Origin of the sequence: Streptomyces sp. NPDC051740 (genome assembly GCF_044453165.1) — a bacterium.
GTDB lineage: Bacteria > Actinomycetota > Actinomycetes > Streptomycetales > Streptomycetaceae > Streptomyces > Streptomyces atrovirens.
In genome coordinates this window covers 15,342-38,969 of sequence record NZ_JBITCL010000030.1, presented here as the reverse complement: position 1 = coordinate 38,969, position 23,628 = coordinate 15,342, and the positions used below count along the sequence as shown (strand labels likewise).

Genomic DNA, 23,628 nt, shown 5'->3' with positions numbered 1-23,628 from the left:
GGGAAGCGCGCCCGCCGGTGCGGGTCACACGCCGGCCGGCTGCCTGGGCTTGTCGCGCAGCAGCGGCAGGACCGCGTTCCGGCCGCTCTTGTAGCCGGTGGGCGCCGGGGCTCCGTAGCTCACGGCCACTCCCCTGCGCTGGGCCTCCGCCACGATGTGCGGGACCGCGCGTTCGGCGACGGCGGCGATGGTCATCGCCGGGTTGACGGTGAGCGCCCCGGGGATCGCGGACCCGTCGGTGACGAAGACACCGGAGTGGCCGCGCAGTTCGTTGGTGTCGTCCAGGGCCGAGGTGCGGGGATCGTCGCCCATCCGGCAGGAGGCGAGGGGGTGCACGGTGTAGGCGCCGACCAGGTCGTTGGTCCACGGCATCACCTTGGCGAGGCCGTCCTTCTCCAGGATCTCCTTCACCTCCGCGTCGGACTGGTTCCAGCCGTGCCAGGTGTTCTTCGTGGGCCGGTAGGAGAGGTTGCCGCGGCCGAGCATCTGCTGGGAGATGCGCAGGGCGTTGCCGGTCTCCGGCGGCGGGCCGAAGACGCCCTCGTTGTCGTCCTCGATCATCGAGAAGATCGTCAGCCAGGACTTCCAGTTCCTGAGGATCTCCTTCTTCTCCCTGCCGAACCAGGTCGGCCCGGTGGCGTCGGGCACCTGGGCGAGGATGGTGCCGAGGCCCGGCGGGAAGTAGAGCTGCTCCAGCGAGTAGCGGGAGTACTCGGGCAGTGAGCCGTCCAGCTTGTCCCAGCTGGCCACGGTCGGCCCTCTGCCGATCGCGTTGGCGCCGTAGGGCAGCGCGCCGTCGCCGCGGGACAGGCCGAGGAGTTCGGCGACCTTGTCCTCGTTGAGGATGGCCGTGTTGAGCCGTTCCCCGTTGCCGGAGAAGTAGCGGCCGACCGCGTGCGGCATCGACCCGAGGTGGGCCTCGCTGCGCTGCAGGATGACCGGGGTGGCCGCGGCGCCGGCCGCCATCACGACGATCTTGGCCTCGATGACGCCGGACTCGTGGTGCACCCGGTAGTCCTGGTCGTCAACGACGTTGTAGTGGATCCGGTAGTCCCCTTCCGCGGTCCGGGTCAGGTGCTGCACCTCGTGCAGGGGCCGGATCTCGGCCCCGTGGGCGATCGCGGCCGGCAGGTAGTTGACGGTGAGCGACTGCTTCGCCTCGAAGCGGCAGCCGGCCATCATGAAGTTGCAGTTGGCGCACTTGGAGTTGTCGATGGCGACGGCGAGCGGGTTGGCGGTGCGTCCGGCGTGGTGGCAGGCCGCGGCCCACAGTCCTCCGGCGTAACTGACGTCGCTCCATTCCTGCTTGCTCACCGAGAGGGATTCCTCGATCCGGTCGTACCAGGGGTCGAGGGTGTCGCGGCTGAGGGCGGCGGGCCACATCCGGCGGCCGATGCTGCCCTGGCGGTCGAAGACGAAGCGCGGGGCGCGCGGCATGGCCGCGAAGTAGACGACGCTGCCGCCGCCGACGCAGTTGCCGCCCAGCACGCTCATCCCGTCGCCGACGACGAAGTCGAAGGCCCGGGTGTAGGAGGAGCCCAGCTTGTAGTCGTGCTCGAAGTCCGTGCTGCGCAGCCACGGGCCGCGCTCCAGGATGGTGACCTTCGCGCCGCCGGCGGCGAGGTGGTAGGCGGTGATGGCGCCGCCGAAGCCGCTGCCGATGACCAGGACGTCGGTCTTCTCGATCGCGTTGCTCATGCCGGGCTCCCGGTCGGGGTGGTGTCGGGGTGGAGGTCGGCCAGCTTGCGGCCGTAGCCGAAGTCCGCGAACCGCCACAGACCGTCGGCGTCGGGGGCGGTGATGCCCATCGCCGTGAGGCCGGGGTGGCCCTCCCTGACGGCCTGTGCGGTGTGCAGGTGGGCGGCGGAGTCGAAGGCCATGTTGCAGAACAGGGAGAGCAGGACCCAGAAGTCCTTCTCCGGGTGGCCCGGGGTGGTCAGGGTCTGGATCAGCCGCACCCGGTCCTCGTAGTCGAGGGCCACGAAGGGCGGCACCGTGTCGTCCAGCTCCAGGCCGTTCTCGGCGGCGTGGGTCCTGGCGTGGCCGTTGACGAGGCCGGCCAGGTCCTCCAGGCCGTCGGCGACGCCGGTCGCGTCCCAGCGCAGGAGGTCCAGGGCGCCGGCGGCGACCGCTCCTCCGCCGGTGCCGGCGCCGGCTATCGCCCGGTCGTCGGGCCCGCGCTTCTCGCCGGGAACGATGGTGTCCGCATAGGCCTCGAGGGTGAGGGTCGCCTCGTCCCCGATGTCGACCCTGCGCTCGGGAATTCTTGTCGATGCCTGCAACGCGTCCTCCCGGTCTCGTTGGTGGGATTCGCCTGGGGTGTGAAAAGAACGTAGAGCTGCCGAGTCTTTTCAAACAACTGACACCGGCGGCGTTCAGCGAACGGTGAGTTGCATGAATGAACTAGGCGGAGTCGAAGCATCGCCACCGCCGACCCGGCCAAAAGGCCGTTCGATCGCTTAACGTTCTTGCCGACGTATTCCTCTTCCGTCAGCCACGGGGCCACCGCCCCGGAATGAAGAGGAGCCGGAACAATTCGTACCGGTCCAGGGGGGTGTCAAGGTTGGAAAGCACGGACAAGGCTCTGGAACTGCCGACGAACTTCACCCAGCGGGTCCGTATCGCGGTGTTGCGGCCGGCCGACTCCCCCCGGCTGAACGGGGTCGACCCCCTGCACGTGCAGCGCCTGGCCGACGTCCTGGCGTCGCTGCCGCCGATACTGGTCCACCGGCCGACGATGCGGATCGTCGACGGTTCGCACCGGGTGGCCGCCGCCGCCCTGAAGGGGCAGGACGCCGTCGAGGTGCACTACTTCGACGGGCCCGAGAAGGACGCCTTCCTGCGCTCGGTGTCCGCGAACATCGCCCACGGGCTGCCGCTGTCGACAGCGGACCGCAAGGCCGCCGCCGAGCGCATCCTGCGCTCCCACCCGGACCTCTCCGACCGGACCGTCGCCACCTGCACCGGCCTGGACCCCAAGACGGTCGCGGCCGTACGGCGCAGTTCAACCGTGGACTCTCCACGGTCGAACACCCGGACGGGCAGCGACGGCAGGGAGCACCCGCTGGACCGCACGCTGGAGCGGCTGCGGGCGGCGGAACTCATGACCAGCCGGCCGGAGCTGCCGCTGCGGGCCGTCGCCCAGCAGTCCGGCCTGTCCCTGGGCACCGCCCACGACGTGCGCAGACGTCTCCAGCGCGGGGAGACCCCGGTGCCGAGCCGGCGGCGCGGCAAGGCGCCGGAGGACCGGCCGGCGGAGGCCGGCCCCGCCCCGGCCGCCCCCGCGGACCGGGAGCCCGCACCGGCTACGCCCGGCCGCCCGGCGGCAGGCGGACGGCCGGCCACCGGCGGACGCAGCCGCACACCACTGGAGACACTGCGCAACCTCGCCGCCGACCCGTCGCTGCGCCAGTCCGAGTCCGGCCGCCACTTCCTGCGCTGGCTGCACACCCACTTCGTGGTGGACGAGGCATGGCGGCAGCAGGCGGGCGCCGTCCCCCCGCACTGCACGGCCACCGTGGCCGAACTGGCTCTGCAGTGTTCGCACACCTGGCGCAGGTTCGCCGAGGACCTGACCAGCCGCCGGCTGACCGACATGGGGCCGGCCGGCACCGTCCGGCCCGCGCCGACGTCCCGGAACTGACCGGCGCGGTATCGCCATTCTCGACCACCAGGGAGAAACGGTGACCTCCACCACGATCGAGCGTGCAGTCCACAGGGTGATCGTCGATATGCAGGCCAATCTGGGCCAGGATCTCACCATCGACGACATGGCGCGCACCGCGATGTTCAGCAAGTTCCACTTCACCCGGGTCTTCCGGGATGTGACGGGGACCTCCCCGGGGCGTTTTCTCTCCGCGCTCCGGCTGCAGGAGGCGAAACGCCTTCTGCTCGACACCACATTCAGCGTGGCCGACATCAGCAGTCAGGTCGGATACAGCAGCGTGGGCACGTTCAGTTCCCGCTTCAAGGCGTGTGTGGGGGTTTCTCCGAGCGTATTCAGAGAGCTCGGCGGATTCACCTCGGCCATCGACTCCGACGCGGGCCCCGAGGACGACGGCCCGCGCACCACCCTGCGCGGGCAGATCTCCCTGCCCGAGGGCCGCTCCCCCGGCCACTGCTTCGTCGGCCTCTTCCCCACACCGGTCCCGCAGGGGCAGCCGGTGCGCTGCATCGTCCTGGACGGGCCCGGCGGCTTCGAGCTGCGCGACATACCCGCGGGCACCTGGTACGTGCTCGTGCACTCCGTCCCGTACGGCAGCGAGGACCTCCCCTCGGGCATCGGGGACGAGGACACCGTCTCCGTCGGCTGCTACGGGCCGGTCACCGCGCACGCGGACACCCTGCTGCTGCCCGCCGAGATCACGCTCCGCCCGGTCGGAGAACTGGACCCGCCCGTACTGATGGCCCTGCTCGACCTGCGGTCCAACGCGCTGGAACAGGCCGCCGGCTGACGCGTGCGGAAAGGGGCGGGCCGCGTGCCCCGCCCTCCCCCCGGGATCCTGTCGGCGAATCCCGCCACCGGACACTGATGGGAGCGAATCTCCAGACGGCACGCCACTCGCGGCTGTTCTGCCTGGAGATTCGCTCCCATCTCCGCCCTCGCGGTATGCCCTGGCAGTTCCTGGGGGATTCGCCAACCGCACTTCGGGACCGAACCGCCGCACCTCCGCAAGGGGGTCCAGACGAGGTCAGGCGACCGCTCGCACCAGGAGCGTCCCGATCGTCCGCGGCCCGGGCGGCGCAGGCAGGAGACGGACCCGCACATCCCGGAACCCGTGAGAGGCGAGGATGCCGTCCCACGCCTCCAGCTCGTAGTCCCACCGCCGTACCACGAGCGGGTCCTCCTCCTCGCCCCGGATGATGTAGGAGGCCTGGCACCCGTAGCACCCCTCCACTGGAGGCCGCTGCGAGAACGCCAGGACGCCTCCCGGCCGGAGCCGGGCCCGAATCGCCGGCAGGAGTCGCGCCGGGTCCGTGAACCACACGGCGCCGAACACGGAGTACGCGGAGTCGGAATCCTCCCCGCCACCGGAGGTGAGGAAGTCCACCGCGTCCCGGCAGTGGAGCGTCATGTCGGTGTCTCCCCACCGCGCCCGCGCGGCCTGGAGCTGTGCCGTGGAGACGTCCACACCCACAGCCCGGGCGCCGAGCGTCGTCAGGTGCGCCAGGTTCCCACCCTTACCGCACCCGAGGTCCAGCACCCGGTGGCCCGGGCGCACGCCCAACACCTCCGCGCCCGGACCGTGGTCCGCGTACTGCGTCCAGTTGAACCACGTCACCTCACCGGCCTCGTTCACCGGCCGCCGCTCCGGCCGCCGCCGCGCGTACGTGTCCCACGCCAGGGTCTCCACCATGCTCATGCGCTCATCCTTCCGTGCCACCGGCCGGCCGCCCGGAGAACCGGCCGGCCGGGGCCCGCACGGCACCGAGGGTGCCACCGCACGCCAGGAGCGCCACACCGTCGGCATGCTCCCACTGCGCGCGGGCCAGGTCCCGGTCCTCAGTGGCGCCGAGGAGCCAGTGCGCAACGGCGAGTTGCCGCTCCAGGTTCCTCGCCACGGAGGTCTCCTCCACGGTGGGCGCCTCCGCGGCCGGGATGTCGAGCTCGCTCCTGCTCATTCGGCCACCTCCGGCTCCGGCTCCGACGCCTGGCGCACGGTCATGGCCTGGCCCCGGACATCCGGGAGGCGTGGCGGAGTGTTGGGGTGGGTGTGTACCGGGCCGGGCCCCGTCACAAGCGTGGTGGCGGTCACGGAAGTGTCCACCAGCGCGCGGCGCCGTTGCCGGTCAGCGGTTGTTCTACGCATGACTCATGTCCCTGGCGTAGGTCTCGTGGTTGGTACCTGGACCGTACGGCCGGAGTGTGGCGTGAACCACATGGGTGTGGTGGTAGTTCGCGGCGATCGACACACGGACTACCAGGCAGTTTGGCAGTTCTGATGAACCGTCAGGCGCGAACGTCAAGGAGCGTGGCCATCTCCCGCATCTCCCGTGTCAGCGTCCGCTTCCGTGTCTTGAGAATGTCCTCCATGACGTACCTGGCCATGGGCTGGTGCCGGATCCAGGAGGGCGCCTTCTTCTTGATGCGGGCGAGCTCCTCCATGGCGTCGTGCGTCGACCCCACCTTGACGTGAGACCGGGCGATGTCCAGCCGGTGGCGGTGCCAGTTGATGGCGGAGGGCCGTCCCACCGCCTCCAGGGTCTCCTTGGAGAGGAGTCCTTGGTCCTTGCGGCTGAGGACGCCGTGGGCGTCCCCGGCCAGGGAAAGGTCTTCCACCGCTTTGATCTCCACGGTGGCCGGGCCGAACCGAGCCCAATGGGTGCGGTAGTCCCGGTGCTCATGCCCCATGGCGGACGCCGCGGTGGCTGCCATCCGCCGAGCCTGCTTCGCCTCGTCCTCCCGGTTGTTGCGGATGGCGGCGGAGGCGATGCGGAGGCAGAGCTCCCCCCACGCCGCCAGCTCGCCCATGGAGGCCGTGGAGAGCTTCGGTTCGATGGCCTCTGCGGTGGTGGCCGCCAAGCGCTCCGCCTCGTCGAACCGGTCCTGCCGGAGGAGCAGCCAGCACAGCCCTGTGACGCCGGTCGCCGCGGTCAGCGTGTTGCCCAGCTCACGGGCGAGCCTGATCCCTTCCGCGAGAGCCTGATAGGCCATGTCGTACTGGCGGACCTGCGTGAGGTACTTCCCGGCCAGGAGGAGGGCGTGGGCCCGTACGAGGACGGCCTCCTGGCGGCGGTCCTCCTCCTCGGCCGCCACCACCGCGGCGTCGGCCTGACGCAGGAGGCCGGGGAGCATGAGGGCCACTGACTCGTACCGATCCGAGTTGTAGAGCGACAGCGCGTCCTCGATCAGCCGGCGGACAGCCGAGGGCTCCGCCGCCTCACCAGGGTCCGCCAGCGTTTCCCCCGCGATCCCTACCGGCGGCATGAGCGCCTGCCGGAGCGACGCCAGGAGCTGCCGGTTGGCGCTGTCGTCGTCACCCACCGGGTGCGGTACCCCCGGCGCGAAGAGCGCCGAGGTCGGGACACCAAAAGCTTGTGCCACCTGGCTCAACGTGTCCAACCTGGCGTGTCCGCGCTGCTCGATGTTCCTCACGGTGCTCACGGAGAGACCGGACTCCTCCGCGAGTCGTTCCTGATTCCATCCTGCCGTTCGCCGGTAGGCGCGGACGGTGTCTCCCAGAGGGGTTGAGTTGTGCGCCATACTGAAGCCTCCGTTTTGGCCTCGACACTCAAAACGGTACTCGTGCTGACGCCCCGTGACTGCCCCGAGCGCACGGGGCGTTGACGTGCGTCCGCAGTGCCAGGGATGCGGCCCCAAACGGCCGCCTGGCGCACGAGCGCCCCGCCGGACGGAACCCGCCGGCGGGGCGCTCGTGCGTCAGTCCGCCTCGCGGACCGTCATCGGCAGTCCGCCGCGCATCCGCAGCGACATCATCGGTTCCGGCACGCCCCGGTGTCCCGGTACGACGTCCAGGTCGAGGTCGCGGGTGACCAGCGCGGTGACGAAGACGGCCTCCATCATCCCGAGGCCGCTGCCCACGCAGAACCGGGGTCCCGCGCCGAAGGGGATGTAGGCGTACCGGGGGCGGTTGGCGGCCCGCGCCGGGTCGAAGCGGCCCGGGTCGAACCGTTCGGGGTCGTCCCACAGGTCCGGGTGGCGGTGCAGGGTGTAGGGGCAGACCAGGACGTCGGCTCCGGCCGGGACCGGGAAGCCGCCCACCTCGTCGGCCCGCTGCGCGACGCGCGGCAGGATCCACACCGGCGGGTACAGGCGCATGGCCTCCTGGATCACCTGGGTGGTGTACGTCAGCTTGTGCAGGTCGTCGGCGTCCGGCGGGCGGCCGTCGGCCAGGACGGCGCGGGCCTCGTCCCGCAGCAGGTCGCGCACGTGCGGGTGGCGCGCCAGCAGGAGCAGGGTCCAGCCCAGGGTGCTCGCCGTGGTCTCGTGCCCGGCCAGCAGCAGGGTGACGAGTTCCTCGCGCAGCAGCCGGCGGCCCACGGCGGGGTCGTCGTGCCGGCGCGCGGCCAGGATCATCCGGGCGAACGCGTCGTCACCGGGAGCGTCCTCGTCCAGCCGGGAGGCGCGGTCGGCGACCAGTTCGTCGACGGTCCGGGCCAGGTCCCGGCGGGCCCTGCGGAACCGGCGCTGGGTGGCCAGCGGCACCCAGGTCGGCACCAGTCCCTGCGTCACCATGTCGAACATCGCCTGGTCCTGGACCGCCTCGAAGGCGTGGGCGATGCCGCCGTGACCGTCCAGGGACGTGTCCATGAGGGTGCGGCCCAGCACTCCGAGGGTCAGCCCGGTGACCTCCTTGAGCACGTCGACGGGTCCCTGTCCGGCCCGGGTGCGCAGCAGGGCGACGAGCGCGGCCGCCTCCTCGGCGACCGCTCCCGCCTGTTCGGTGATGCGCCGGGGCCGGAACGCGGGCTGGACGTTGGTGCGCTGGGCGCGCCACAGTTCGCCCTCGCTGGTGAGCAGCCCGTCCCCGAGGATCTTGCGGGACTCCACCAGGCCGATGCCCTTGTGGTAGTTGGCGGCGTTGTCGGCCAGGACGTGTTTGGCGTAGTCGGGCCGGTTGAAGATGTACATCTTCTTCGGCCCCATGGAGACCCGTACGGCGTCGGACAGCCGGGCGGCGTCCTCCATCATGCCGAGCCGGTCCACGGCGAGCTTGCGCAGCAGTCCGGGCAGGGCCCACACCGGCGGGCCCGGGGGATGCACGCCCATGTCACACCTCCGGTGCGCGCTCGGAGAGCTGCCGGAAGCGGCCCCCGTGGAACACCAGGGGCTCGCGCTCCGGCGCCTGGTCCAGGGCGAGTACGCGGCCCAGGAAGACCGCGTGGTCGCCACCGTCGTACGTCCGCCAGCCCGCGCACTCGAAGTGGGCCGCCGCCCCCGCGATGAGGGGGGCGGCGCTCCGGTGTCCCGGCAGCCAGCCGACGGCGTCGAACTGCCGTGCGCCGGCGGGCCGCGAGCGGCTGGCGAAGTACCGGGCCACGTCCTCCTGGTCCGCGGCCAGCACCGACACGGCGAACGTGTCGGCCTCGGCGAGGCTCCGGTACATGCCGGCGTCCCTGCCGACGCACAGCAGGACGAGCGCCGGGTCGAGGGAGACGGAGGTGAACGAGTTGGCGGTCATGCCCCGCGGGGAGGCGCCGCCGACCGTCACCACGGTCACCCCGGTGGCGAACGCCCCGAAGGCCCGCCGCAGCCGTGTGGTGTCGCCCGCGGAGGCGGTCCACGGCGGCGCGGCGGTCAGGGTGCTCATGCGGTCCGTCCCGTCAGGGAGGCGGGCCGCGCGCCGTACGGCTGCAGCGCGCGGGCCAGGGCCTCCGGGATGAGGGAGGGCACCGTGTTGGTGTTCGGACCGCGCATGCAGGCGATGCGCTGGCGGCCGCGGGCCACCAGGACCTCGGCGCCGCCGGTGACCTTGATGTAGTCGAAGCCGAACTCGAGCTGGGTCTGGCCCAGTTCGGACAGGCGCATCCGGATGGACAGCTCGTCGAACGCGGTGATCTCGGCGAAGAACTCGCAGTCCACCTTCAGCGTGAACAGCTTGAGGTCGTCCTGCAGGTCCGCCAGGATCTCCGGGGCCTTGTCCTGGAGGAACATCTCCCGGCAACGACCCTGCCAGCGCAGGTAGTTGACGTAGTAGACGTTGCCGACGAGGTTGGTCTCCTCGAAGCCGACGGTGTGCCGGTACTCGAAGTAGTCTTCCGCCATGGTCTAGGGCCGCCCTTCGGTTCGGTCCGTGTCGTGCACGAGGAAGGCGAAGACCGCGGGCTCCAGGGCGTCGCGCAGCGCGGTGACGAAGGTGGCGATGCGGATGCCGCCGACGGCGAACTCCACCCACGCCTCCTTGCGTCCGGGCAGCACGGTCAGCGGTGCCCCCGCCATGATCCCGGCCTTCTGGAGGCACTCGACGGCGCTCCACACCCGCGTGGCGGCGGTGTCGGGCGCCTCACCGGTCTCCTTGGCGACCAGCCGCGCCACCGGGGCGTGCTCGCCGAGCAGCCCCTGCCATTCGGCCTCCGAGCGCATGCTGACCGCTTCGATGTCGCAGGCCACCTCCGATGCGGAGACGGCGCTGAGGGTCACCCCGAGTCCGTGTGCCGCGGACATCGACAGGTGCCGGTCCGCCGGGAGTTCGGGGCGTCCGTCGGGCCGGTGGCTGACCGTCACCGGGGTGCCCAGGGCACGGGCCGCCGCGTCCGTGGTGAAGCCGCGGCGCTGGGTCACCGAGCCGGCGGGCTGTCCGCCGTGCGGTTCGACGGCGACCGCGATCCGGGCGTCCAGGACGTCCTCGAGCGTGCGCTCCAGGTAGGGGCCGAGCAGGGGCGCGACCCAGGGTCCTGCCCCGTCGGTCCGGCGCACGGCGTGCAGGGTCAGGCCCTCCCAGCGCTCGACGACGGTGCCGTCCTCGTCCCGTACGGCGATGTCGTAGACGTAGGTGTTGCCGTCCCGGCTGCGTTCGACGGCCGTGTACCTCAGCCGTTCCGGCACGTGGTCGCCGGAGCCGAGCGGGTGGATCCGCTCGACGCCGGACGGCAGCAGGGTGGCGTCGGGCACGCAGACCTGGTTGCCGTGCATGAGCGCGTCGCGCATGCCCGGGTCGGCCAGCAGCAGCTGTCCCGGCAGGAATCCGGCGAACCAGCCCTCGGGGTGGCGCCGCACGTCGACGTCGGCGTCGACGTGCCGGGCCGCGGCCCGGTGGAAGCGGCGCAGCCGCTGGAAGCGCGTGCCCTGGAAGAGCAGCCCGCCGTACAGGTCGGCGGCCGGGTCGAGCGGGACCGGGACGGTCCCCTCGGGCACCTGCTCGGGCGGCCCGTCGGGGGCCTGGGCGCCGTCGAAGACGAGCCGGGCCCGGAAGTGCTCGGCCACGAAGCCGGTGTCCTCGGCGTGCACGGCGACGTCGACGGTGTCGCGGCCGGTGACGGTGGCGGCGACGCGGATCCTGGTGCTGCCGTCCGGCGGCACGACGATGGGCCGCAGGAACTTCGCCCCCTCGATGACGGGGGTTCCGTCCCAGCCGGTCGCGGCGGTCGCGACCTGTGTCATCGCCTCCATGCCCATGACGGCGGGCAGCAGCAGGTTGCCGTCGAGCAGGTGGTCGGCCAGGTAGGGGTCGGTGCCCGCGTTCAGTTCCACCTCGGTGACGAGTTCGACGCCGTGGTAGCGCACGAGCGGGTTGCCGGTGAACCGCAGCAGCGGCAGCGGCGGCAGGTCGCGGCGCACGGTCTCGATGCCCTCGGTGCGGCCGCTGACGACCGTGACCACGGGCGCGTCCGGGTCGGAGATCAGGCGCAGCAGGATCTCCACGCCCTGGTCGGGCGAGACGGGCGTGATGCCCTCGCGGGAGAGCGACTCGACGACGGAGAGCTTCTCGCCCATGCCGACGCCGGACCACACCGACCACTCCACGCACCTCGCGCGCAGCCCCGGATGGGTGCGGGCGGTCTCCTCGGTGAGGTCCGCCAGCCACTCGTTGGCGGTGGCGTAGTGGGCCTCGCCGCGCAGTCCGGCCCGGCCGATGATGCTGCCGAAGGAGACCAGCAGTTTCAGCCCGCCGGCCCCCACCGCGTCGAGGACGGTGCGCAGACCGTCGACCTTCGGGGCGAAGGTGCGGCGGAAGTCCTCCGCCTCCAGCTCGGTCAGGGGGGCCGGCTCGTTGCGGCCGGCTCCGTGCAGTACGCCGGTGATCTTCCCCAGCGCCTTCTCCAGCTCGGCGACGGCCGCCGCGGTCCGTTCGGGGTCGGTGACGTCGGCGCGGGCGTAGTGCACGCCGACGCCGCTGTCGGCCATCCGCGCCAGGTTCTCGGCGAGTTCGGTGTCGGCGGCCGGGTCCGACCGGCCGAGCACGGCCAGCTTCGCCCCGGTCCTCCGGGCGACGGCCAGGGCGCACTCGGCGGAGATGCCCTTGCCGCCACCGGTCACCAGCAGGACGTCCGTGGCGTCCAGCGGGAGGTCGGTGTTCTCCTGCTCGACCGGCAGGGCCCGCAGGGTCGGCACGCGCCGTACCCCGGCCGTGTCGTAGTGGGCCTCGCCGAACCGGGCGGTCGCGCGGACCTCGGTGACGACACGTGCCACCGCGTCCCCGTTCAGCGGGGTCTGGACGATCGTGGTGCGCAGGTGCGGGGCCTCCTGGTGGAGGGTCTTGGCCAGGCCCGCGGCGCCGCGTCCGTCCTGCACCAGGACGAACCGCCGCTCCCGTGCTCCGGCCAGGGCGTTCCTGGCGGCGGCGAGCACCTCGTCCACCTGCTGCGGGGTGCAGCCCCGGGGCAGGACGGCGAGGACGCCGGCGCCGGCGCCGGCGCCTTCCAGCGCCTTCTTCAGGTCCTGGGAGAAAGCCTGCTCGGCGGTGCCGAACAGTTCCCACACGCCGTCCGCCTCGGCGGCGCCGGCCGGCGGCGCGGCCACCTCCGCCAGGTCCACGGCGAACGGCCGCGCCCAGGGTGCGGCGCCCGTCACCGCGGCGGCGACGGTGGTGTCCTCGGCCGCCGTGGCGCCGGTGCTGACCAGGGTGTCCAGGGCCTCGGCGAGTTCGGTGAGGCTGGCGGTGGCGAAGTTGGTCGACAGCTGGGTCGGCGCGATCCCGAGGCGGGCCGCCGCGAGGTTGACGATCTGGCCGACGGTGATGGAGCTCAGGTGCAGGTCGTCCAGGAGCCGGCTGTCGGGGTCGACGAGTTCGGCCGGGAGTTCGGCGCGTTCGGCGACCAGGGCGCGCAGCACGTCCAGCGCCGGTTCCCGCTCCGCGGCCGTCTCCTCGACGGCGGGGGACGCCCCGCCCGTGGAGGCCGCGGGCACGGCGGCCGGAGGCTCCTGGGCGGCGGGCGTACGGGCCGGTGCGGCGGACGCGCCTGCCGGTGCGGCGGACGTACGGGCCGGTACGACGGCCGCACCGGCCGGGACCCGTGCGGCAGCCGGGCGCGGCGCGCGGACGGCGGGCGGGCCGTCGTGCGGCGCCTGCTCGCACGGGTTGGCGAGGAAGGAGAACTCCTGGCCCACCTTCAGCGGCCGGATCAGCCGGTCCCGGAAGAGGCCCTCGAGCGCGACGGGCGCGCCCGCGGTGAACGCGGCGCCCGCGACGCCCAGGAGGCCGCGCAGCGACTCGTCGTCGGTGTCCAGCGCGACGGCCGGCACGTCCGTGGCCGCCCGCGCGATGCCGCTGAGCACCCGGCCAGGACCGACCTCGACGAACAGGTCGACGTGCCGGGCCGCCTCGCGCACCGCCTGGGTGAAGCGGACGGGAGCGGTGATCTGGCGGCTCAGCAGCGCGGGGACGTCGGTGTCCCGGTCCAGTTCGCCGCCGGTGACGGTGGAGACGACCCTGCCGTGGACCTGCCCGAGGTCCGCCCCGGCCAGCCAGGTCCCGAACGACTCGGCCGCCGGGGCGACCAGGGGCGAGTGGAAGGCGTGGGAGACGGCGAGCCGGGTGCAGCCCACGCCGGCCTCACCGGCCCGGCGCTCGACGTCACCGACCGCCTCGACGGTGCCGGCGACCACGGTCTGTTCGGGGCCGTTGTATCCGGCGACGACCACGTCGAGGCCGGCGACGAGCTCCTCCGCCCGCTCGGGGGACGCCTGCAGGGAGGCCATGGTGCCCGAGGCGCTGTGCCGGGCCATGGCCCCGCCCCGCACCCGCGCCGCCTCCAGCAGCGTCCGCTCGTCGAAGGCTCCCGCCCAGTGCAGGGCCGAGAGCTCGCCGAGGCTGTGGCCGACGGCGACGGCCGCCTCCAGGCGCAGCGTGTCGAGGACGCGCAGTCCGGCGGCGGAGCCGGTGGCGATGCGCGGCTGGGCCACGTCGGTGGCGACCATGTCGCCGCTGCTCGGCAGACCGGCCCGCTCGAAGACGTCGGCGGCCTGCGCGAAACGGCGGCGCAGCGCGCCTCCGCCGGTGCCCTTGCCGGAGCCCTGCCCCGGGAAGAGGAACCCGATCCGGGCGGGTCCGGTGACCTTGCCCAGGAAGCCGCGCGCGTCGGCGGCGGTGTGGGTGCTCTCGCCGTTCTCCAGCAGGCCGGCCAGGTGCCGCAGGCGCCGCTCGGCGTCCTCCGGGGAGGAGACGACGACGGCCGCGCGGTGCGTCCTGCCCCGCAGTTCGCCCTGGAGGGTGGCGGCCAGGTCGGCGACCTGCCCGTAGGAGACCCGGGCGACGAAGTCGGCGACCTCGGTGATCCGGGTGCGCAGCTGCCGGGGCGACTCGGCGTCGAGGACGAGCAGTTCGCAGTCCTGCGGGGAGTCCGCCAGCTCGACGGGCCGGCGGTGCGCCGGCGGCCGGCGCCGGACGGCGGGTTCGTCGAGGACCACGTGCGTGTTGATGCCGCCGAAGCCCATGGCGGTGATGCCGGCCCGGCGCGGCACGCCCTCGGGCCAGGGTTCCGCCTTGCGCAGAGCCTTGAGGTTGGCCTGTTCGCCGGTGAGCACGTCGTGCGGGTCGACGGTGCCGATCGACGGCGGGACGGTGTGGTTGTCGAGGGCCAGGGCGGCCTTGATCAGGCCCGCGACGCCGGCGGCGGCCTTGGTGTGGCCGATCATGCCCTTGACCGAGGTGATGGCGGCGACGGGGACGTCCGGTCCGGCCGCGGCGCGTTCCTCGGTGAGCGCGGTGAGCTCGGTGGTGTCGCCGACGGGGGTCCCGGTGCCGTGGCCCTCGAAGAGGCGGACCGTCTCGATGCCGAAGCCGGCCCGTTCGTAGGCGCGGCGCAGGGCCAGCCGGTAGCCGCTGACCTCGGGGCGGGTGATCCCGCCCTGTCCGTCCGAGGAGACGCCCCAGCCCGCGATGGTGGCGTAGATGCGGTGGCCCGCCGCGAGGGCGTCCTCCTCGCGCATCATGACGACGATCCCGCAGCCCTCCCCCGGCCAGAAGCCGTTGGAGCCGCGGTCGTAGAGCCTCATCTCGCCCTTGGCGAGGGCGCCCGTCTTCGCGAAGCCGATGATCTCGAACGGGTCGATCGACAGGTCCACGCCGCCGGCGACACCGACGTCGATGTCGCCGGAGAGGAGCGCGGTGCCGGCCGTGGTGACCGACAGCAGGGAGGAGGAGCACGCCCCGTCGACGGTGTACCCGCCGCCGCCCAGGTCGAAGTGGTTGCAGATGCGGCCCGCGATGGTGTTGGCGAGCCCGCCGGCGAGCGAGTCCTCGTCGACGGCCGGGAACGGTTCCTTGTACGAGGTCTCGACCTCGGCGAGGAAGTCCGCGATGCGGGCGTCGTCCCAGCCGTCCTGCCCGGCGAGGGCGGAGGCCATCACGCGCCGTACGTAGGGCCAGCGCAGCCGCATGACGTTCGCGCGGGAGAACTCGCCGGTGAGCGTGTTGCCCACCACCACTCCGGTGCGTTCGCGCGGCAGCCCCTCGCCGCCGGGGAACCCGGCGTCGGCCAGGGCCCGTCCGGCGGTGTCGAGGGCGAGCCAGTGCGTCATGTCCGTCGAGCGGAAGGTGCTGCCCGCGATGCGGTGGGCGACCCGGTCGAACGCGTAGCCCTCGATGACGGCGGCGTTGCGCGCGTAGAAGGTGTCGGGGGTGGACGGGTCGGCGTCCCAGTAGTCGTCCAGGTTCATCCGGACGTCGGGCAGCCGGCGGAAGGCACGCCGTCCGGCGACGGCGTTGTCCCACAGTTCCTGGGGGGAGTTGGCGTCGGGGTAGCGGCACGCTATCCCGACGATGGCGATTCTGCTGCTCATGCGGTCACCGGCACCTTCCGAGTCGGCTCCGAGGCCGCGGGCGGGCAGCCGCAGGCGTCCGCCGGGCAGTCGCACGCCGGGGCGGGCTCGGTGTTCCGGTCCGTGGTCCGCCCGGGCGCGTCGTCCCGGTCCACGGTCTTCTCCACGGTCTGTCCGACGGTCTGTCCGACGGCGGCCAGCGCCAGGGCCTCCTCGGCGCGCCGCTTGGCCACGATGTCCGCGGTCCACAGGAAGGCACCCCGGATGGCGCAGACGAGCGCGGTGGCGAAGAAGAGGCCGTAGGCCACGCTCATCGCGGTCAGGACGCCGTACATGGCGGCGACCCCGCCGCCGAAGGCGATCTGGCCCCACTTGGAGGACGGGGTCGTACCGGGGTCCGTGATCATGTAGTTGGTGAAGAGCACGAACGCGACACCGGTCATCATCGCCAGGGCCGCCGGGATGGAGGTGCCGAACACCAGGCCGCGTACGACGGCCTGGAGGGCGAAGCCGCCGACCCAGGCGAGGATGAGCCACATGCGCTCGGTGAGCTTGGCGTTGAGCATCGTGCCGAGGGTGATGATGATCGCCGGGACGAGCCAGTCGAAGCCGCCGTCGAGGTACTCGGTGAACTGGTACGGCGGTGCGATGGAGGCCCACGGGAACAGCAGCAGGATGACGGCGATCCCGAAGTTCGATGGGTTCATGACATGCCGCATACGGCCCTTGAGCGGGGCCCTGAGCACCCACTTGGTGCCGACGGCGACGATGACGCCGAAGAGCATGACCCAGATGACGTCGTTGACGTAGGAGAGCATGTTCACCGCGAGCGCGGTGATGTGGGCCGGGAGCAGGAACTCCATCAGGCCCTTGAGGCCGTTGCCCTGGAAGCGGGGGGCGCGGCCCTCGGCCCGGGCGCCGATCGCCTCCAGGGCGATCTCCAGCGTGTAGGCGACGGCCAGGGCGATGAAGGGCCAGGTCCAGGGCTGCTCGAAGCCGAGCACGGTGTAGCCGAAGACGTTGAGCACGGAGATCGAGATGGCGAATCTCCGCAGCGCCGTGACGACCTTCGTGCTGTGGCGCGGGGTGGCGGTCTGGGACGGGGACATGATCACTTCTCCTTGGCCTGGGTGCCGAGCTCGAAGCCGTGCCGGCCGGGCTCCAGCCGCAGCTTCTGCTCGTGGACGTCGCCGTTGCGGTCGCGCCAGGTCAGCACGGTGGGCAGCGGTCCCTGGACGCCCTTGCCCAGGCCGATGTGCACGTCGGTGCTGCGCTTGCCGGAGTGGCCGCCCCCGCCGTCGAGACGGGCGACGCGCATGGTGCCGTCGGGCAGTTCGACACAGACCTCGGCGCCGACCACGGGCGCGCCGTCGGGGTGGGTCAGCTCCAGCTCCATGGCGGAACCGGTGTTCTCGCTGACGTTGCGGAAGAAGGCCGGCTCGTCCCACTGGCGGGCGACGGCCATGTCGAGGCGGCCGTCGCCGTCCACGTCGGCGGTGGCGATGCCGCGGGTCGGGACGGGCTCGCCGATGCCGAGCTCCTGGGAGAGGTTGGCGTACCGGCCGGTCTCCTGGTCCTTGGCGAAGAACCGCATCCGCTGGCTGCCGGCCAGGTCGTCGCCGACCTCGACGTTGGGCCACCACTGCGGGTTGGCGACCAGGGCGTCGTTGGCGGTGGCCAGCTCCTGGAGCTGCGGCCAGCGGTTGTGCTTGCCCTTGACGAAGCCGAGGGCCTGGGTGATCTCCAGGTTCCCGTCGTTGTCGAAGTCGCCCATCTTCACGTCCCAGCCCCAGCCGGACCAGGCGAGCCCGAGGGGGGCGGACTCGTCCTCGTAGGGGGCGTCGCCCTCCAGGAAGCTGCCCCGCAGCTCGGCCTTGCTGTCGGCCCGGTTGACGAAGGCGAAGTTGGACTCCTGGATGCCGAACGACGTCGTGATGTTGCTGACGAACATGTCGTACAGGCCGTCGTGGTTCAGGTCGCCGAAGTCGACACCCATGCCCTTGAACGAACTGCGGCCCAGTTCCTTGGACTTGGGGACGGTGCCGGAGTGCTCGGCCTTGACCTCGCGGAACTCGATCTCGCCGGGGCGGGAGACGTTGTGCAGCAGGGCCGAGGTGCCGAAGTCGTGGGCGAGGTACACCTCCGGCAGCCGGTCGCCGTCGAGGTCGGCGGCCGAGGCGCCGAGCGACCAGCCCTTGTCCAGGCCCTGCGGGATGGCGTCGTCGGTCTTCTCGTACCCGTCCGGCGTCCAGCGGAAGAAGTGGCCGCCGCCGCCGTTGCGGGCCTGCGAGAGGGAGTCGTTCATGGTGACGCCGCCGTCCTTGGAGGGGTCCAGGACGGGGCTGTCGGGGAAGTAGTTGCCGACGTAGATGTCGTCGTGGCCGTCACCGTCGAAGTCGGCGACGGCGGCGGTGTTGGAGTTCCACAGCGGCCCGGTGTACTTCGCGCCGGGCTTGCCGGGCAGCAGCTCGGTGGGCCGGAAGGAGTCCGCCGTCAGCGGCGCGCCCTTGGCGCCCTCGTTCTCGAAGATGACGGGGGTGCGGCCCCAGTAGTAGACGAGGAGGTCCATCGCGCCGTCCTCGTTGTAGTCGCCGGGCACACAGCCCATCGGCGCCATGGTCGTGCTGACGCCGAGCGGCGCCGGGTCGAGCGCGAACGCCGCGTAGGCGTCCCCCCGTGTCGGCGCGGGGGTGACCACCGCCTGGTCGATGCGCGGGTCGCTGACGCACAGGTCGTTCGGCAGCCCGTCGCGGTCGAGGTCGTTGAGGGCGATGCCCGCGCCGACCGAGGAGATCCACGCGTCGATGTGCTTGAAGGCCTTGTTGACCTTGCGGACCTCCTGCTTCTCGAATCCGGCGGGCATGGATATGGACATCGGCTCGAATGCGAAGTTCTTCGCGAGTGCGTCGACCTCGGAGGCCGACGACTCGGGAAGCCGCACCGCGTAGAAAGTTCCCACCATCAGCGCGAGGGCGACAATTCCCGGTGAATTCCTGCGCACCCAGTTCTTTGTGACCGTCACAGGTCGGCACCTTTCCGGAGCAGCGAAAGAGAAGAAAGTTCGGCGGAGACGTCACGCCGCCATGTCTCGTAGGCCGGAGAGGCGGCCCGCGGGTCCGCCGTACGCGGCCTGAGCTCCCGGCACACACGGGCGGCCCGCTCGGCCGTCGTACCGCACACGACGCGGGCCGCGAGGTGGGTGTGCTCGATGACGGTGTCCGCCTTGACGCGCGCCTCGACGGCGAACGCGGAGCCCTGCGCCAGCGCCCAGCGGTGTTCGCCGGCCCCCTCGGCGAAGCTCCGCAGCTCGGCCTCGTCCACCCCGCCCGCGTAGGTGCAGGCGAGTCCGGCGCCCGCGTACAGGTCGCCGTGGCGGTGCTCGGGGTAGGCGCGGATCAGGCCGGTGACGACCTCGGGGTCGGTGCCCCCGACGAACCACAGGGCGCGGCCGATGCCCTGGTCGATGGCGTTCGGCGTGTAGTGGTTGTGCCCGCCGCGCCAGCGGAAGGGGTGCTGGACCTCGGGCGTGCGGACGTAGGAGTCCGTCTTGAAGTACGCCTGGTGGAAGCCGTACCCGTCCAGGGCCAGCCAGCGCAGCAGGGGGTCGGTGGCGCTGATGTCGGGCCACAGCGGCTTGGGCAGCCGCGCCATCGCCCAGCCGATGCCGACGTAGATCATGTAGTCGTGGTGCCGTCCCCGGCCGGCCAGCAGACCTGCCAGGCGGCCGTTGTGGCCCGGGAGCGCGTCGTGGACCACGGCGCCCATGCCGGCGCCCTCGTAGGCGAAGCCCCGCACGTCCCGGGGGACGGTCTCCAGCATCGCCTCGGTCTCGTCGGCCGAGGCCGCCTCCATCGCGTAGGCGTAGCCCTGGAGGAATGTCTCGCCTATTCTCTCCAGCCGTGCCTTGGCTTCCTCGTTCTTCACGTGAAATCCACGCACCTCCATGGTCGTTTCCGAAACAGGAGGTGTGAACAGCTTGCGTCGAATAGCTCCAAACCCAGTGGCCACGGTGATGACCCGCCCCTCTCAGCTCCCTGGAATTTCGCCAGCAAATCAAATTGAGCCAGGGGGCGGGACCGCGCGTCTACTTCATATGTGCTCAACGGCGGAGAGGGCGGCGAGCCGTTCACGCACCCCCGCGCGCCAGCCCTCGTAGGCGGGTGCGGTGGCGCTGCGGACGGCGGCCGGGGCGCAGTCGTCGGCGAGCAGGGCGGCGGCCTCGGCGGACAGTCCGGTGAACGCCTCGACGGCGGCCTCGGTGTGTTCGGGCACGAACCCCGCGTGGTGGCGGGCCTTCGCGGCGAACACCGCCCCCTGCGCCAGGTGCCCGCGGTCGGAGCCCGCCTCCTCGCGCAGCAGGGCCAGTTCGGCCGGAGTGCTCCCGCCGGCGAAGGTCGCGGCGAGACCGACGCCGCTCCACAGGTCCGCCTGCCGGTCCCCGGCGAACGCCCGGACGGCCGCGGTGACGTGCCCGGCGTGACCGCCGTGGATGAACCACAGGGCGCGGCCGACCCCCTGGTCGAAGGCGCGGCGCCAGTAGGCGGGGTCGCCCTCCCAGGCGTACGGGTCGTCCAGCCGCTGGCGGGTCACCCAGGTGTCGGTGTCGAAGTAGGCGCGGTCGAAGCCGTAGCCGTCGACGCACAGCCAGCTCATCTGCGGGTAGAACGCGGGCCCGGACAGGTCGGGGACGAGCTTCTTCCACAGGGGGCGCGGCAGCTTGGCCATGGCGAAGCCGATGCCGATGTAGTTCAGGAAGATGTGCGGCCTGCCGCCGCCGGTGAGCAGGTCGCGGGTGCGGTGGCCGGAGCGGCCCATCGCGTCGCGGACGGCGCACGCCATGGTGGCGCCCTCGTAGGCGAAGCCCCGCTGCTCGGGGTCGACCAGGCTCAGGCGGCGTTCGGTGGTCGCGAGGTCGCGGTCCTCGATGCCCCATTCGAAGCCGGTGACGACGGCCTGCGGAACGGCCTCCAGCCTCCGGGCCCGCTCGTCGTCCCGCACCGCGAAACCCCGGCCGGAGAAGCTCACCTCCTCCAGCGACGGGGCCATGACCAGCCTGCGCAGGGCTCCCAGTACGGGCATGTGCGTGCCTCCTCCTACGAGCGCCGCCCCGTTCCGGCGGCCGGGGGGCCATCGTGGGCGGTCCGGCCCGCGCCGGGCATCTTCGACCATGCCCTGCGCGGCGTTCAGCGGATGCGGCGTACCTGGACCTCCTCGTCGTGCACGGCACGGCCGCACTGCGCGCAGCGCAGCTCCGCGCGGACGGGGCTCTCGCAGCCGACGTGGTCCGCGCGGCGGGGCGGTCCCAGCTCGTGCGGCAGATTGCGGTCGCCCCACTGCATCAGGGCGAGGACGGCACAGGTGAGGTCCTTGCCCGCGGGGGTGAGCCGGTACTCGTACCGGACGGGCTTGTCCTGGTAGGGGACGCGCTCCATGACCCCGTGCTCGACCAGCCGGGTCAGGCGGTTGGTCAGGACGTTCCTGGCGATGTCGAGGTTCTCCAGGAAGCCTTCGAAGCGGCTGCTGCCGAGCAGCGCCGTACGGACGATCAGGAGCGTCCAGCGCTCTCCGATCACCTCGAGCGTTCGGGCGAGGTTGCAGTCCTGCCCCTCATACGTATGTCTCAGCATCTGATCACACCGGTAGGGAGGGCCTTTCGGCGGTTCCGGGGGTGGTCCGCGGTGGCGTTCCGTCACCGCGGGGATGGGCGGCGGCGTTCACACCGCCGCCAGGAGGTGGCGTTCGGGCACCGCGGGGGCGGCCTGCCGGGTGAACCGGTCGTAGGCGTAGGCCGCCGAGACGAGGGTCATGTGGTGGTGCCAGCCCGGATACGACCGGCCCTCGAAGTCGAGCAGTCCGAAGCCGTCCTTCATCTCGCGCACGGCCTCCCCCACCCGCGGCAGCAACTGCGCGAGCGCCAGCACGGATTCCGTACGGGCGTGGATGAGGCTGGTCAGCCAGAACTGGAGCGGGCGGCGTTCGCTGTCGGACCGGACGGCCAGCAGCCGGTAGGTGCGGTGGGCGTGGGCACCCGAGGAACCCTGACCGGGCAGGTGGACGAAGCTGGAGACGACCGTCACGGGGCGGCCGTCGCCGTCCCGGCGGGTCACCGTCTCGACGCGGTCCGGCATGCCGCCGCCCGCCCCCAGGAGGTTGTCCGCCGTGAGGACCAGGCCGTAGCCGTCACCGCTGCGGGGACGCTGCGTCCGCAGGTGCCGGCCGACCATCACGTGCAGGTTGCCGGGCACCGGGACGACGAAGTCCCGCCCGCGCAGGGCGAGCCCGTGCAGCAGGGTCCTGACGCCGAAACCGGCGGCCGGGTCCAGGCTGCAGACGACCGGCAGCGGGGTGCTCCCGGCGCTGGTGGCGAGGGAGTCGATCAGGTCGAGGGCGTGCTGTTCCGCCGTGCGCAGTCCGGCGTCGGACGGGATGCGGGCGCGCCGGCGGCGTTCGGGGTCCTTGGCCCAGGAACCCGGCAGCAGCAGACGCCAGTCGACCGGCGCGACCGCCCCCGCCGAGGCGAGGAAGGCGCCGACGCCGACCTGGCAGGTGACCGACCGTCCGGTGGAGGGCAGGAACCGGCGGTGCACCCCGCAGGAGTGCTCCCCCCGTTTGCGCAGTACGGCCTGGTCGACCACCCAGGCCATGGGGGGCGCCTGCCGCTCCACCCATCTGGCCAGCTCCGTGCGGACCGGGTGCCATTCCCAGGGACTCGCGTTGACGAACTGGTGGAGCGACTGGGAGGTGGCCGACGAGGCCGAGACCGTCGCGGCGAGGCGCCGGACCGACTTCTTGCCCGGGGTGGTGAGCAGCGCCCGCACATAGGCGTGGGCCCACCGGCGCTGATCGGCACGCGGCAGGCACTCGAAGATCTGCTCGGTGAAGACCGGTATCGAGGTGTTCGCGTGCGTCAGCGCTCGTCCAGCCATGGCAAGTTCCCTCCCCTGGATCGGTCCGCGGCTGTCGACCGCGCTAAAATAATAGCGAACAACCTCTTTTTTTCTCGACTCCGGGGAGTTGACGAATGCACTTCGCCAAGTTGGCCGTCCCGCCGCCCCCCGAACCGCCCTCTGACCGGGCTGTTCGCCCACCGGCCCCCTGCCCGCCGGACCCCTGCCCGCCGGCCCTCGTGCCGCCGGGCAGGGGTCCGTCACGACGACTGTCCGTCACACGGAGAAGACCGCCACCGCACGCGGGACCGCCGGCCTTCCGCCCGCGCCCGATGCCCCGTCACATGCCCGAGGAGGCGACATGGTGAGACAGGAGAGGGCCCTGCGCACCCGCGCGGCCGTGATCACGGCGGCCTCCGCGGAGTTCGCCCGCGCCGGTTACGACGGCACGTCGCTGTCCCGCATCAGCCAGCTGGCCGGCATGTCGGTCGGGGCCCTGACCTTCCACTTCCGGACCAAGCAGGAACTGGCCGACGCCGTACAGGCGGAGGGGCGGTCCGTGACACTCGCCGCACTGGACGGCCATGCCTACGCGGACCGCCCGGCGCTGTGCCAGGTGGTCGGCCTCACCCTCGGACTGGCCCGGCTCATGGAGGAGAAGGCCTCGGTCCGTGCCGCCATCCGGCTGAGCAGGGAACGCCCGGACTCGACCTCCTGGTCACAGGCCTGGCTGCCGGCCGTGCGCAAGCTCCTCGACGAGGCGCACGCGTCCGGTCAGCTCCGGGAGAGCGCCCCGGCCGCCGACGTGATGACGCTGGTCGAGCACCTGACCGACGGAGCGGAGGTGTACCTGCGCGGCAGTGCCGAGGACGAGTCGGAAATCGGGAACACCGTCGCACGACTGCGCACCGTCTGGAAGCTCACACTGACGGGGGTGTCGGCGGAGCCTCCCGGCCTGGAAATCCCAGCACCGCCCACGACTACTGAAACCTCGTCATCGAGCTGAGTCGGGACTTCCATCCTGGTCTTACCGGCGCTCCACAAGGCGTTCAGCGATCCTGCCCGCCCGGCGACAACGAT

General features: G+C 72.1%; 18 protein-coding genes. 3 read left to right on the top strand and 15 right to left on the bottom strand.

Annotation, left to right across the window (positions count from 1 at the left end):
• Positions 1 to 24: 24 nt before the first annotated feature.
• On the bottom strand, positions 25 to 1,698 hold the full coding sequence (locus ACIA6T_RS32560) for an FAD-dependent oxidoreductase (protein WP_399450118.1): 1,674 nt from the start codon (positions 1,696 to 1,698) through the stop codon (positions 25 to 27).
• Complete coding sequence (locus tag ACIA6T_RS32555; RefSeq protein WP_399450117.1) at positions 1,695 to 2,282, bottom strand: DUF5987 family protein; 588 nt, start codon at positions 2,280 to 2,282, stop codon at positions 1,695 to 1,697. The genes ACIA6T_RS32560 and ACIA6T_RS32555 overlap by 4 nt, the downstream gene beginning before the upstream one ends.
• Positions 2,283 to 2,590: 308 nt before the next feature.
• Between ACIA6T_RS32555 and ACIA6T_RS32550 the strand changes: the two genes are divergently transcribed.
• Positions 2,591 to 3,643, top strand: a complete 1,053-nt coding sequence (locus tag ACIA6T_RS32550; protein WP_399450145.1) for a ParB/RepB/Spo0J family partition protein — start codon at positions 2,591 to 2,593, stop codon at positions 3,641 to 3,643.
• 88 nt (positions 3,644 to 3,731) lie between these two features.
• Complete coding sequence (locus tag ACIA6T_RS32545; RefSeq protein WP_385046554.1) at positions 3,732 to 4,454, top strand: helix-turn-helix transcriptional regulator; 723 nt, start codon at positions 3,732 to 3,734, stop codon at positions 4,452 to 4,454.
• A gap of 237 nt (positions 4,455 to 4,691) precedes the next feature.
• Here ACIA6T_RS32545 and ACIA6T_RS32540 read toward each other — a convergent pair whose 3' ends face one another.
• The 13 genes from ACIA6T_RS32540 to ACIA6T_RS32480 all read right to left on the bottom strand — a co-directional run bounded on the left by ACIA6T_RS32540 (position 4,692) and on the right by ACIA6T_RS32480 (position 22,587).
• Positions 4,692 to 5,363, bottom strand: coding sequence for a class I SAM-dependent methyltransferase (locus ACIA6T_RS32540; RefSeq protein ID WP_399450116.1), 672 nt, complete (start codon positions 5,361 to 5,363; stop codon positions 4,692 to 4,694).
• A 4-nt stretch (positions 5,364 to 5,367) separates the two neighbouring features.
• Positions 5,368 to 5,622 (bottom strand): hypothetical protein, encoded by a 255-nt coding sequence (locus tag ACIA6T_RS32535; protein WP_399450115.1) that lies wholly within the window; start codon positions 5,620 to 5,622, stop codon positions 5,368 to 5,370.
• 328 nt (positions 5,623 to 5,950) lie between these two features.
• The gene (locus ACIA6T_RS32530) at positions 5,951 to 7,204 is read right to left on the bottom strand and encodes a helix-turn-helix domain-containing protein (protein WP_399450114.1); all 1,254 of its coding nucleotides are present in this window, start codon (positions 7,202 to 7,204) and stop codon (positions 5,951 to 5,953) included.
• Positions 7,205 to 7,381: 177 nt separating this feature from the next.
• The gene (locus ACIA6T_RS32525) at positions 7,382 to 8,731 is read right to left on the bottom strand and encodes a cytochrome P450 (RefSeq protein ID WP_399450113.1); all 1,350 of its coding nucleotides are present in this window, start codon (positions 8,729 to 8,731) and stop codon (positions 7,382 to 7,384) included.
• Between the two features lies 1 nt (position 8,732).
• Positions 8,733 to 9,272 (bottom strand): flavin reductase family protein, encoded by a 540-nt coding sequence (locus tag ACIA6T_RS32520; RefSeq protein WP_399450112.1) that lies wholly within the window; start codon positions 9,270 to 9,272, stop codon positions 8,733 to 8,735.
• A complete protein-coding gene (locus tag ACIA6T_RS32515) occupies positions 9,269 to 9,727 on the bottom strand; it encodes a thioesterase family protein (protein WP_073937998.1) in 459 nt (152 codons plus the stop codon). The genes ACIA6T_RS32520 and ACIA6T_RS32515 overlap by 4 nt, the downstream gene beginning before the upstream one ends.
• A gap of 3 nt (positions 9,728 to 9,730) precedes the next feature.
• Positions 9,731 to 15,682 carry an SDR family NAD(P)-dependent oxidoreductase gene (locus ACIA6T_RS32510; RefSeq protein WP_399450111.1) on the bottom strand — a complete coding sequence of 1,984 codons (5,952 nt, stop codon included), beginning with the start codon at positions 15,680 to 15,682 and terminating at the stop codon, positions 9,731 to 9,733.
• Positions 15,679 to 16,770 (bottom strand): enediyne biosynthesis protein, encoded by a 1,092-nt coding sequence (locus ACIA6T_RS32505; protein ID WP_399450110.1) that lies wholly within the window; start codon positions 16,768 to 16,770, stop codon positions 15,679 to 15,681. Before ACIA6T_RS32505 ends, ACIA6T_RS32510 begins: the two co-directional genes overlap by 4 nt.
• A 2-nt stretch (positions 16,771 to 16,772) precedes the next feature.
• Entirely contained in the window at positions 16,773 to 18,623 is a 1,851-nt protein-coding gene (locus ACIA6T_RS32500; RefSeq protein WP_399450144.1) for a CRTAC1 family protein, read from the bottom strand.
• Positions 18,624 to 18,679: 56 nt separating this feature from the next.
• Complete coding sequence (locus ACIA6T_RS32495; protein ID WP_399450109.1) at positions 18,680 to 19,669, bottom strand: DUF1702 family protein; 990 nt, start codon at positions 19,667 to 19,669, stop codon at positions 18,680 to 18,682.
• Between the two features lie 81 nt (positions 19,670 to 19,750).
• On the bottom strand, positions 19,751 to 20,740 hold the full coding sequence (locus ACIA6T_RS32490) for a DUF1702 family protein (RefSeq protein WP_399450107.1): 990 nt from the start codon (positions 20,738 to 20,740) through the stop codon (positions 19,751 to 19,753).
• 104 nt (positions 20,741 to 20,844) lie between these two features.
• A complete protein-coding gene (locus ACIA6T_RS32485) occupies positions 20,845 to 21,288 on the bottom strand; it encodes a winged helix-turn-helix transcriptional regulator (RefSeq protein ID WP_385046359.1) in 444 nt (147 codons plus the stop codon).
• A gap of 87 nt (positions 21,289 to 21,375) precedes the next feature.
• Entirely contained in the window at positions 21,376 to 22,587 is a 1,212-nt protein-coding gene (locus ACIA6T_RS32480; protein ID WP_399450106.1) for an IS701 family transposase, read from the bottom strand.
• A 322-nt stretch (positions 22,588 to 22,909) separates the two neighbouring features.
• Between ACIA6T_RS32480 and ACIA6T_RS32475 the strand changes: the two genes are divergently transcribed.
• Positions 22,910 to 23,554, top strand: a complete 645-nt coding sequence (locus tag ACIA6T_RS32475; RefSeq protein ID WP_399450105.1) for a TetR family transcriptional regulator — start codon at positions 22,910 to 22,912, stop codon at positions 23,552 to 23,554.
• The last annotated feature ends 74 nt before the right edge of the window (positions 23,555 to 23,628 follow it).

Excerpts from the sequence above, each read along its gene's own strand:
- ACIA6T_RS32500 (WP_399450144.1), bottom strand. The coding sequence starts at position 18,623 with ATGGTGGGAACTTTCTACGCGGTGCGGCTTCCCGAGTCGTCGGCCTCC.
- ACIA6T_RS32560 (WP_399450118.1), bottom strand. The coding sequence starts at position 1,698 with ATGAGCAACGCGATCGAGAAGACCGACGTCCTGGTCATCGGCAGCGGC.
- ACIA6T_RS32545 (WP_385046554.1), top strand. The coding sequence starts at position 3,732 with ATGCAGGCCAATCTGGGCCAGGATCTCACCATCGACGACATGGCGCGC.
- ACIA6T_RS32505 (WP_399450110.1), bottom strand. The coding sequence starts at position 16,770 with ATGTCCCCGTCCCAGACCGCCACCCCGCGCCACAGCACGAAGGTCGTC.
- ACIA6T_RS32485 (WP_385046359.1), bottom strand. The coding sequence starts at position 21,288 with ATGCTGAGACATACGTATGAGGGGCAGGACTGCAACCTCGCCCGAACG.
- ACIA6T_RS32540 (WP_399450116.1), bottom strand. The coding sequence starts at position 5,363 with ATGAGCATGGTGGAGACCCTGGCGTGGGACACGTACGCGCGGCGGCGG.
- ACIA6T_RS32525 (WP_399450113.1), bottom strand. The coding sequence starts at position 8,731 with ATGGGCGTGCATCCCCCGGGCCCGCCGGTGTGGGCCCTGCCCGGACTG.
- ACIA6T_RS32530 (WP_399450114.1), bottom strand. The coding sequence starts at position 7,204 with ATGGCGCACAACTCAACCCCTCTGGGAGACACCGTCCGCGCCTACCGG.
- ACIA6T_RS32535 (WP_399450115.1), bottom strand. The coding sequence starts at position 5,622 with ATGAGCAGGAGCGAGCTCGACATCCCGGCCGCGGAGGCGCCCACCGTG.
- ACIA6T_RS32520 (WP_399450112.1), bottom strand. The coding sequence starts at position 9,272 with ATGAGCACCCTGACCGCCGCGCCGCCGTGGACCGCCTCCGCGGGCGAC.
- ACIA6T_RS32510 (WP_399450111.1), bottom strand. The coding sequence starts at position 15,682 with ATGAGCAGCAGAATCGCCATCGTCGGGATAGCGTGCCGCTACCCCGAC.
- ACIA6T_RS32515 (WP_073937998.1), bottom strand. The coding sequence starts at position 9,727 with ATGGCGGAAGACTACTTCGAGTACCGGCACACCGTCGGCTTCGAGGAG.
- ACIA6T_RS32490 (WP_399450107.1), bottom strand. The coding sequence starts at position 20,740 with ATGCCCGTACTGGGAGCCCTGCGCAGGCTGGTCATGGCCCCGTCGCTG.
- ACIA6T_RS32480 (WP_399450106.1), bottom strand. The coding sequence starts at position 22,587 with ATGGCTGGACGAGCGCTGACGCACGCGAACACCTCGATACCGGTCTTC.
- ACIA6T_RS32475 (WP_399450105.1), top strand. The coding sequence starts at position 22,910 with ATGGTGAGACAGGAGAGGGCCCTGCGCACCCGCGCGGCCGTGATCACG.